Source organism: uncultured Campylobacter sp. (assembly GCF_938015785.1).
Taxonomy (GTDB): Bacteria; Campylobacterota; Campylobacteria; order Campylobacterales; family Campylobacteraceae; genus Campylobacter_B.
On record NZ_CALLWC010000044.1, the window covers coordinates 64,701 to 74,605 of the forward strand.

The 9,905-nt window shown below is 47.8% G+C and carries 10 protein-coding genes; 2 read left to right on the forward strand and 8 right to left on the reverse strand.

Annotated features, from left to right (window positions below):
* Positions 1–4 precede the first annotated feature (4 nt).
* From Q0393_RS06540 to Q0393_RS06550, 3 genes are read right to left on the reverse strand one after another with little or no spacing between them, the layout of a single operon-like run.
* Positions 5–592 (reverse strand): NUDIX hydrolase, encoded by a 588-nt coding sequence (locus Q0393_RS06540; RefSeq protein WP_298978849.1) that lies wholly within the window; start codon positions 590–592, stop codon positions 5–7.
* The gene (gene mgtE / locus Q0393_RS06545) at positions 577–1,956 is read right to left on the reverse strand and encodes a magnesium transporter (RefSeq protein WP_298978850.1); all 1,380 of its coding nucleotides are present in this window, start codon (positions 1,954–1,956) and stop codon (positions 577–579) included. Before mgtE ends, Q0393_RS06540 begins: the two co-directional genes overlap by 16 nt.
* Before the next feature lie 8 nt (positions 1,957–1,964).
* Positions 1,965–3,134: a peptidoglycan DD-metalloendopeptidase family protein gene (locus tag Q0393_RS06550; RefSeq protein WP_298978852.1), complete on the reverse strand. Its 1,170-nt coding sequence runs from the start codon at positions 3,132–3,134 to the stop codon at positions 1,965–1,967.
* Between the two features lie 138 nt (positions 3,135–3,272).
* Between Q0393_RS06550 and Q0393_RS06555 the strand changes: the two genes are divergently transcribed.
* Together Q0393_RS06555 and Q0393_RS06560 are read left to right on the forward strand one after the other, a co-directional pair.
* Complete coding sequence (locus Q0393_RS06555; RefSeq protein ID WP_298978854.1) at positions 3,273–4,001, forward strand: plasminogen-binding N-terminal domain-containing protein; 729 nt, start codon at positions 3,273–3,275, stop codon at positions 3,999–4,001.
* Positions 3,994–5,376: an FAD-linked oxidase C-terminal domain-containing protein gene (locus Q0393_RS06560; RefSeq protein WP_298978856.1), complete on the forward strand. Its 1,383-nt coding sequence runs from the start codon at positions 3,994–3,996 to the stop codon at positions 5,374–5,376. Before Q0393_RS06555 ends, Q0393_RS06560 begins: the two co-directional genes overlap by 8 nt.
* A 624-nt stretch (positions 5,377–6,000) precedes the next feature.
* On the opposite strand, the gene Q0393_RS06565 is transcribed toward Q0393_RS06560, so the two are convergent.
* The 5 genes from Q0393_RS06565 to Q0393_RS06585 form a co-directional block, all read right to left on the reverse strand.
* The gene (locus tag Q0393_RS06565) at positions 6,001–6,687 is read right to left on the reverse strand and encodes a tetratricopeptide repeat protein (RefSeq protein WP_298978857.1); all 687 of its coding nucleotides are present in this window, start codon (positions 6,685–6,687) and stop codon (positions 6,001–6,003) included.
* Between the two features lie 757 nt (positions 6,688–7,444).
* On the reverse strand, positions 7,445–7,813 hold the full coding sequence (locus Q0393_RS06570; protein ID WP_298978858.1) for an EthD domain-containing protein: 369 nt from the start codon (positions 7,811–7,813) through the stop codon (positions 7,445–7,447).
* A gap of 444 nt (positions 7,814–8,257) precedes the next feature.
* Positions 8,258–8,650, reverse strand: a complete 393-nt coding sequence (ruvX, locus tag Q0393_RS06575) for a Holliday junction resolvase RuvX (RefSeq protein ID WP_298978860.1) — start codon at positions 8,648–8,650, stop codon at positions 8,258–8,260.
* 183 nt (positions 8,651–8,833) lie between these two features.
* Positions 8,834–9,622, reverse strand: a complete 789-nt coding sequence (locus tag Q0393_RS06580; RefSeq protein WP_298978862.1) for a DNA-processing protein DprA — start codon at positions 9,620–9,622, stop codon at positions 8,834–8,836.
* Positions 9,606–9,905 (reverse strand): divergent polysaccharide deacetylase family protein (locus Q0393_RS06585; RefSeq protein ID WP_298978863.1); only part of this gene is annotated, 300 nt, incomplete at its 5' end. The genes Q0393_RS06580 and Q0393_RS06585, both read right to left, overlap by 17 nt.

Below are 9,905 nucleotides of genomic sequence, written 5' to 3' on the forward strand. Positions count from 1 at the left end.
GCCGCTAAGCTTTAAACTCGCTCAAAAACCATTGAAATGCTAGGATCAGCCCCGGCGCGCGCACGATCTTTTCGTCAAACATAAACTCTCGCGCCTTGGCTGCAGGCAGGTAGAAAAGCTCGATTTTCTCGCCGTCCACGCCGCCGCCGCGACCTAGCTTCATCGATTCGTCGATACACGCGAAGTATAAAATTTGACGGTTTGCCGCAAAGCCCAGGGCGCTGTAGTAGCTCGTGATAAATTTCAAATCCTTCACGGCGTATCCCGTCTCTTCGAGCACCTCTTCGATTGCCGTTTGCTCCTCGCTGATGCCCTTGTCTAAAATGCCCGCGCAAAGCTCATAGGTGTAGCCCTTTTCGGGCGAATTTATTAAATTTTCCTCTTGATAAAACCACACGCTGGGGCGAAACTGCTTGACGAGCAAAAGCGCGTCGCGCTGCGTATGGTAGAGCAAAATCGAGACGCTATCGTGCACCTTGACGCAGTCCCACGCGCGCGCCACGCCGTCCATTTCAAAGCTTAAGCGAAAGGGTTTAACGAAATTCGAGCTTTTAAGCTCGGAAATTTTAAAATTTTTTATAGTAGTATCCATGTCGCAAGTCCTAAAAAGCTAAAAAATCCTACGATGTCCGTTACCGTGGTAAGCAGCACGGAGCTGCCGACGGCGGGGTCGATATTTAATTTTTTAAGCGTGATCGGAATGACGGCGCCGAAAAGCCCCGCGAGCGTTAAATTTAGCACCATCGACATCGCAATCACCAGCCCCAAAAGCTTAATGCCGAACCAAAAATACGCCACAAACCCCATCAGCGTGGCAAAGATTAGGCCGTTTACGAAAGCGATCGTGATCTCGCGAAAGAGAACCTGCTTTTTGTCTTTAAACGCTATCTCGCCCAAGGCTAGGCGTCGCACGGTTACCGTAAGCGCCTGCGTGCCGGTGTTGCCGCCCATGGAGGCGACTATTGGCATAAGCACGGCGAGTGCGACCAGCTTTTCGATAGTGGCGTCAAAAAGCCCGATGATCGTGGAGCTTACGATCGCCGTGCATAAATTTACCGCTAGCCACACAGCGCGCGCGCGTCCCGCCTTAAAGATCGTCGTCTCATCGTCCTCCGCTTCGTCATCGACGCCCGCGAGGTTGTAAATTTGCTCGGTGGCGCGCTCTTGGATGAGATCGTGGATATCGTCGGCGGTGATACGCCCGATAAGCACGCCGTTAGCATCGACAACGGGGATGACGTTAAGATCGAATTCTTCAAAGTCCTTGATCACATCGTCGATCTTATCGGTATCGGTGGCGAAGTGGATTTTGTTTTCGGCGCCGAATTTTTGTGAAATTTGCTCCAACGTGAGTGAAAAATCGTATAAAATCAGATCGGACGTCGAAAAGGTAGTAAGCAGATGTCCCTTTTTATCAAGCACAAAGAGCTGAAAGACATTCTCTATCTCGTCTTTTTCGCGCATAACGCGCAGCATCTCAACCGCCTGCCCCAGGGTCTGATCCTGTCTCGCGCTAAAGACCTCGGTCTGCATATACGCGCCCGCCTCATCTTCGCTATATTTGGAGATCGTAAGAATATCGTGGCGATCGTCCTCATCAAGCCCATAGAAAATCTGCTCGGCCTTGTCCTCGTCGATTTCGCCGATATTTTGCAAAAGCTCCGCCTGATCGTCGCTTTCGAGCTCCTCGATCGCTTTGACGATCTTTTCGTGAGGCAGAGTTTCGATGACGTCTTCGAGCATATGCTCGGGCATCTCGAGCGCAGCATCGGCAAGATCTTCAGGATCTAGCTTTTTTAAGAATTCTACGTATTTTTCTTCGTCGTGCTTCTTTAGAGTTTTTAAATGCTCCGTAAGATCTGCGGCACTCAGCTCATGCTCAAGCGTATCGCCTAGATGCGCATCAAGCAGCGCTTTAGCTTCCTCGACGTCGTCCAGCTGCTCTTTATTTTCCATTTTTGGCCTTAATTTATCGTGATAAGTGACTCGTAGTTTTCAAATTTAGCCGGGTTTTTTGAGCCGTCTTTAGCCGCAGCCATTCTAGCGTCCATATCTTTGACGAGGGCTTTAAATTTAAGCTCCTCTGCGCTTATGACGTTAGTTTTTTCAATCTTGACTACTTTAAGGGGATCTATCGCCTGCTTATTTTTATAAAGTCCGAAGTGTAGATGCGGTCCCGAACTAAGCCCGGTCGAGCCCACATAGGCGATTAACTGACCTTGCTTGACGCTAACGCCTGCTTTTGTGCCGCTAGCAAAGCCGCTAAGATGTGCATAAAGCGTGCTAATGCCGCCGCCGTGGTTGATCTCTACGGTGTTGCCGTAGCCGTTTTTACGCCCTACAAAGCTAATCTTGCCCGCTCCTGCGGCATTTACCCTAGTGCCTTTGGGGGCTGCGTAATCCACACCTAGATGCGCGCGATATCGCTTTAAAATCGGATGAAATCTTTTAGGAGTAAAATACGATGAAATTCTAGTATAAACAAGCGGTGTAATCAGCAGAAAAGATTCGACCTTTTTACCGCTTCGGTCGTAGTATTTATCGTCGAAAAAATATAGCGATTTGGGCTTTTTATTTTCCTCGATCATTCCTGCGGTGATATTTACTCCGCCAAAAGGTTTGCCAAGGCGCGTCTTTTGCTCATACAGGATCACAAGCCGATCGCCCTTTTGCAGCTTTTTAAAATTTACCTCGTTTTTAAAAACAAGCATAAACTCATTCGCTAAAGCTGCATTGCCCGTAGCCTTGATGATATCTTGATAGGGCGAGCTTTCGATCTGAATTCCTAAAGAGTAGCTGTTTTCCTCATAAACTATCGGAGTATAAACGAATCTAAAAGTGCCTAATTTATCGCGGTAGATGTGGATCTGAAGCTCCTCGCTGACAGGGATTAACAGCTGAGAGACGCGACCTGCTGGATCACGCAAAATTTGACACTCCACGCCAGCTCGTACCTCGGCGGCAAGCTCCTGATCCTCTTTATCCAGGTCATAATATACAGACGCGGGAATGCCCGCAGTTTCCATAAATTGCAGCAGACTTACGCCATCGGGCCAGGCAAACTTCTCTACGCTGGGGTTGTTCGCAAAAACTACGCCTATCCACAGAAAAAGCAATATAAAAATTCTAGTCATATAAAACCGCTTTGAAATATTATTTTAAGGCGGGATTGTAACGAAAAAACGCTTATATTTCGTAAATACCGCGGAATTTTATCGTTAATTTCAAAGTTTTATGTATAATTAGCCGAAATTTTATTCAGGAGCAGAATTTTGAAAAAAGCTTTACTTATTTTAGGTCTATTTTTAAGTGCGGCGATAGGAGCAGAATTTAACATGCCGCGATACGAAACCGCCCTACTTAGTGTAAAGGATGGTTCAGGCGAGATCACAGATAGCCCTACGATTGCCGTAGGCAGCAGCGGAGTGGTGATGCATAATTTCGGTAGCGGCGCGAGCTCCATCATCGCGCGCGCAGTCGTGACGCAAAAAAGCGCAGGCAAGGCAAAGGTGCGATTTGAGGTTTTTGATATGTTAGCTCAAGAGGCGCTACCGCTGCCTAAAATTTTACCCTCAAGCGGCGATAAATTGATCTTAAATTTCCTCTATGACCGCGCCATAATCGTCGCGCCTAACGCTGAAATTTACGAGCAGGTCATCAAGGCTTTTCCGAATATAAATTTTATCCACCCAGATCTTGGCGGCGCCTATCTTAGCTACAACCACAAGCCAAATCCCAGCCGTGACGATTTTCGTAAAATTTGCGCGCAAAACAGCGCCGGACTGATTTTTATCGCGATGGATAAACAAGGCGTATTTGCCGACTGCGGTAGTTTCAAGCCTTTGCGTACGTTTGCTAGCGGCAGCGTAGCTTATTATCAGCTGCCGTTTTACTCGCGCGTGGGCGAGATAAAGACCGTCATTTGGGACTTTACTAACGGCCCTATCAGCGATTACGACAAACACTACCGCTATTTGCTGGGCTTAGACGGCGATGAATAGCGCCGCGCAAGCGTTTTTTACAAATCTATTAGGCGCGGATAATGCCTATTTTGACGAGGCTCATCGCACAGCATACTGCTACGACGCGACGAAAAGACGCTGCCTGCCGGACGGCGTGCTTTTCCCGCGAAGTGAGGACGATGTCAGTCAAATTTTAAAATTCTGCAACGAAAATTTAATCCCCATAGTTCCAAGAGGCGCAGGTAGCGGTTTTACGGGTGGATCTTTAGCCGCAAACGGCGGAGTGATTTTAGCATTTGAAAAACATATGAATAAAATTCTAGAAATCGACATGCAAAATCTACTCACCGTAGTCCAACCCGGCTGCATAAATATCGATCTGCAAAAAGCAGCTGCAGCGCGCGGGCTTTTTTATCCGCCCGATCCCGCAAGCCAGGATTATTCCACGCTAGGAGGCAATGTCGCCGAAAACTCCGGCGGTATGCGCGCCGCAAAATACGGCATCACCAAAGACTACGTAATGGCACTGCGTGCGGTACTGCCTAATGGAGAGGTGATCCGAGCGGGCAAACGCACTATCAAAGATGTCGCAGGCTTCAACGTGGCAGGAATTTTAATCGCAAGCGAAGGCGCGCTTGCCATCATCACCGAAATCACGCTCAAACTAATCCCGATGCCAAAGCTTAAAAAGACCGCGATGGGCGTTTTTCCTAGCGTAGATGCAGCAATGAATGCCGTGTATAAGACAATGGCAGCCGGTATCACGCCCGTGGCGATGGAATTTTTAGACGCGCTGTGCATAGCCGCGGTCGAGGAGAAATTTCATAAAGGCTTGCCGAAGGGCGCGGGTGCGATTTTGATCTGCGAAACCGACGGCAATTTAGAAGCAGTGCTTTTGGAGGAGCTCGCGCTCATAAAAGAAATTTTCGTTCAAAACGGCGCGAGCGACTTTCGCGTCGCAGAAAGCGAAGAGGAGCGTGCGGGCATTTGGTTTGCGAGACGCAACTGCTCGCAGGCGATCAATATCTACGGCACGCTTAAGCTAAATGAGGACATCACCGTCCCGCGCTCGCAGCTGCCCGAGCTACTGCGCCGTATCGCGCGCATCGGCGATAAATACAGCGTGCACGTGCCCTGCTTCGGGCACACGGGCGATGGCAATGTCCACACCAACGTCATGGTCGCCGACAAAAAAGATGAAGCTCAGGTGCGACGCGGACATGACGCGATTGCTGAGATTTTCAAAGCTACAGTTGATCTCGGCGGTACGCTCAGCGGCGAGCACGGCATCGGACTAAGTAAGGCGGAATTTATGCCACTAGCTTTTAGTGCAGCGGAGATGGAGCTATTTCGCGCGATCAAAAGGGCGTTCGATCCAAAAGGTATCTTAAATCCCGGAAAAATGGGGCTTTAAATTAGGATCGTCATCCAACTTCTACGGTGATTTGAAATCGATTTACCCTGCTTACCCCATCTAAAATTTTACTTTCTTACAATATGCCTGCTTAAAATTTATCTCGCTTGCAATTTAGCTTATTTACAGGCTAATTCGAGTTAGTTTTAAGCTTGATCTACCCATTTACAGATCGATTTTGCTTGCTTTGCGATGAATAATTTTACTTGTTTATTGATAGATTCCATCCACTTGATAATTGATTTTACTTACTTCGCAGATTGATTACCTCGTGCGATCTTCTTCGGATATTTTTGCCATATCAGCTGTGATTGCATAGCTACTCGCTAGTTTGCGCAATTTTTTCTCTTTCAACGATATATAATTTAGCACCATGATTATGATGAAATCCCTATATCGCGATGGATAAGTCTATGATAAGTTAAAATTCTGTCAATAAAATCCACAGCATAGATTAAATTCTAAACTTCTAAGATACTGAAATTTTAAAATCGCTATCTATCGCTATTATCGCAATATACGGAATTTCAGCAATAAAATTTAGAAATAAAATTCCATAAAGCTCCGCAAAATTTCTATATTAATTTCGATCTCGCCGTGTTATCATCTAGCTAGCCCTGTCATCTATTTAGTAGCATTAGCCTCGCTTGCATTTATTTTATTCATCGCAGCTACTACGTTGCAGCTAAACTCAGCTCCCAGCTTGCAGGCTTTGTCGTAGTAGATCATCGCCTTATCCAGATCCGGCTCGCCAAATTCCTTCTTTGAATACGCTAGCCCAACCCTTTGGCATCCCTCTGCCAAAGCAGCATCGCAAGATTTTAGGAAAAACTTAAGAGCGCCCTGATAGTCTTTTTCTTCGTAGCTAGCGACCGCAGCGTTTAAGCAGCCCTCGCCTAGTCCCAAATCGCATGATTTGGCAAAAAATGCGAACGTATTTTTCTTATCGGCATTTTTATAATAGATTATCGCAGCGTTGTAGCAAGCTTTGGCGGCTCCCAGCTCACACGCTTTGGAATAAAACCGCGCGGACTTGCCCTTATCTTTCGTAGTTTTATATAAATTTTGCTCGTCGTAATGTAAATCTCCCGCGATAGCACAGCTATTTCCCAGCCCCGCTTCACAAGCTTTTTCAAACGGCTTTTTTGCTGCTTCATAATCGCGCTTCTCAAGCAAATACGCTCCATAGTCTTCGCACGAATTAGCCCTACCGACGCCGCATCCGACAAACGAGATCGCCTGCGGGAAAAATATCTGCGCGAGCAAGTAGGCTGCTACGATTAGTGCGGCAATCGACGCTAAAATTTTCATTTTCGCTCCTTTTAAATTTTAAAAATAATTATAGCAAAAAGCGAGGAATAAAATTTTAATTTTTGATAATAGATGTGAAATCTCCGGCGAATTCTTGTAAAATTCCTATCAAAATCCCAAGCAAAATTTTAAATAAAATTTTAAACGGAACTTTGAGCGGAATTTTAAAAAGACAAATTAAAATTTTACTTGCAAGATTGTTTTTATGGCTGGCTTGCCTCAATTTTTACTCACACGTCTATATGGCGTCCACAGCACCTGTAGTTTTTATAAAAAAACATTTAATCCTGAGGTCTGAAACACCTACGGACTCTACAATGGTAATTTATCAGGGCGATAATCTAGTGTGTAAAATATTTTGTTGCATATTAAGCCCGCGACAAGCATCTTGCCGTGCCCTAGAAAACTTTTGAAAATTTCGCATTGCTGCTTAGAAATTTTAAAAAATTTTACGCTGCCAACCTTTAAATTTTATCTTAGAAATAGGTTTGCCTATGCTAAAATCGTAAGCATAATGCGTCTTTAGGCGTTTTGGCTCAATACCCATGATTCTTAGATATATGAGCCTTAAAATAATTTAGGTCGCGCAATATCTGTATAGCGTACGTAAATTTCATCTATGTAGGTTGCGACTGAGATTTCAGCCGCGCAAGCCCAGCCTGTAAAATTCTGCTAATTTTAAAACCCAAATGCCACGTAGGATTCTATCTATTTAAAGAGCTTTACTTAAAAATTTATTCGCTGCAAGCCTCACTCCCTAGCGCTCAAACTCTATCACAGCCTCCTCCTCGCCGAACCACATCACGGAGTTTTTCATATCGCAAAACCTCGCCTCATCCGCCATCAGCTCCGCTAGCACCTCTTGCGCCATCTCGCTATTTCGCGCGTCCACAAACGCCTGCACGCTCTCATACCATAGCTCGCCCATCGCGTCGTAGCCAAACGCCGCCGTCTCGCGCTTGGTGCTCTGCCCCTCTGGAAAGATGGGCATCGTTTTTGCATAGCGGACGATATTTAGTGTCTTTTGATTAGCCAAAACCTTTTGCGAATGCGCCACCCAATGCGCCACAAACTCCTGCTGCGTGATACCCGGTGCCTTTTTTACTAACATCGTGATCTTAAACATAACCGCTCCCTAAATGAAATTTATCGCAAAATTTGCGCCCTATTCTATGATGCATCCGCGTTTTTGCAATTTTGCTTAGCATTCTTTGCGCCTAAATAGACCTTGAAAAAACTTAAAATAGCAGCCGTGCGCGCTATCACAGATCGCCAAAATGCATAAACCTCACTACTTAAAGTTCAAACCGCCGTCAATCTCGCTCGGTTTAACCGCCTAAAGCGTCATTTACGGCTACCGCCAAAATAAATTCCGCAGACTCTTTGCGGGCAAAGTAAAATTATATCAAGCTTTAGCGGGCGATGAAATTTTACCGACTTTTGGCATGAATAAAACCTATCCGTTTTACGAGGCAAGATAAGATCCACGAGCATTCATAAAGCGGTAAAGCAGACGAGCGGCGGTTTTATCTTTCACCGCCGCGCGCAAATTACGTTGCTACGCATGAGCCTAACCCTTGCTTGCCAAAAACCTCTGCAAAATTATCGTTGCGGCGATGCTATCAAAGCGCGGATCCTTGCCGCCCCCCTTAGCGCCTTTGCTCGCAAACTCCGCCGCTTCGGCGCTCGAAAAGCTCTCGTCTTGAAATTTTATCTCGCCGTCAAAATCCAGCAGCGAGGCGAAGTGGCGTATGCGCCTGCTCATCTCCTCCTCGCTCGCCCCGCCGCGCGGCACGCCAAGCACTAGCACGCTAGCGCCCTTTTCGCGCAGCAGTTCGCCTAGCTCGCGCGCGGCTTGGATACGGTTTTTGCGCAGGATCGGATCGCACGGAAGCGGCGTCTTATCATCCGGTGCCGCCGCCACGCCGATACGTTTAAGCCCAAGATCGATCGCAACTATCAAATTTCATCCTTTTTAGCTCGGCTTCGGCGAGCCGCGCGGGTTTGTTTTAAGCTCTAGCGCGACTCGCGGAAGGTAAAATTTTACCGAGCCGCCTTTTTCTAAATTTAAACTCCGACCGTGCAAACAAGCCGTACCGGCGGGCGGGCGGCGCCTATCAAACCACGGCAAGTAAGCGCCCGCCGGCTACTTTGCCACGATCTTTGCGCCTAAAATTTCGATCTTGCCTTCAAGCTCGTATTCGTAAATTTTATCGCCGAAGCGCTCGATCGCCGCTTGCAAATCGGAATTTAGAGCTAAAAATTCCATCACCTCATCCTGTGCGCGCTCAGTGTTTTGCGGCGTCTGCGGAGCCAAGGAGGCGACAAACTCGCCAAAATCCGCGATCAGTCGCGCCTGAGATTTTGCGAGCAGATCATTCGTGCCCGCGCTCTCGTCCATTCGGTGCGGCAGCACGTATACGGGCACGCCCATCTCGCGGGCCAGGCGCGCGCTTTGCAGCGAGCCGCTGCGGGGCTCGGCTTGAGCGACGATCAGCGCTTCGGACAGCGCCACGACGATGCGGTTGCGCTGCAAAAACTGAAATCCGCGCGCGCTCACGCCGTCCTCGTACTCGCTAAGCGCGAGGCTGCGCTCGTAAATTTTGCCGATCATGGCGGCGTTTTGCGCGGGATAAATTTGATCAAGGCCGTTTCCAAAAACCGCGATCGTGTTTGGAAACGCCCCTTCGTGCGCGGCTATGTCGCAGCCGATCGCCGCGCCGCTTACGACGCAAAAGTCCGCATCGCTCAAAGCGCGCGCGAGGCGCAGAATCAAATTTTTGCTATAAACGCTCATCTTGCGCGAGCCCACGATCGAGATGCGGCGCTTTTGTAGTAGCGCGGGCTCGCCCCTAAAATACAGCCGCGCAGGCTCGCTCGCGCCGAGCCTTGCTAGGCTTGGAATTTTAAAACTAAGCTCACTCGTAGTACTCATAAATTTCGTCCAAATACACTAAATCAACCTCGCCTAGGATGTCGGCGCTATTTGCAAGCGCGCGTAGAGTGGAGCTTTTGGGATGGCCGATAGCGATGGCGTAACCCTGTTTTTTAGCAAGCGTCACGGCTTCGCGCAGCTTTTTGCGCACCGCAGCGACGCTGTTTTGATTATCTAAAAACACATCGCGATGCACGTATCGCATGCCAAGCCCGTTCATCGCCGCCTTAGCCTTGGTAGCGGGGCTCGTGCGCGAGTCGATAAATAAAAATCCATACTCGTT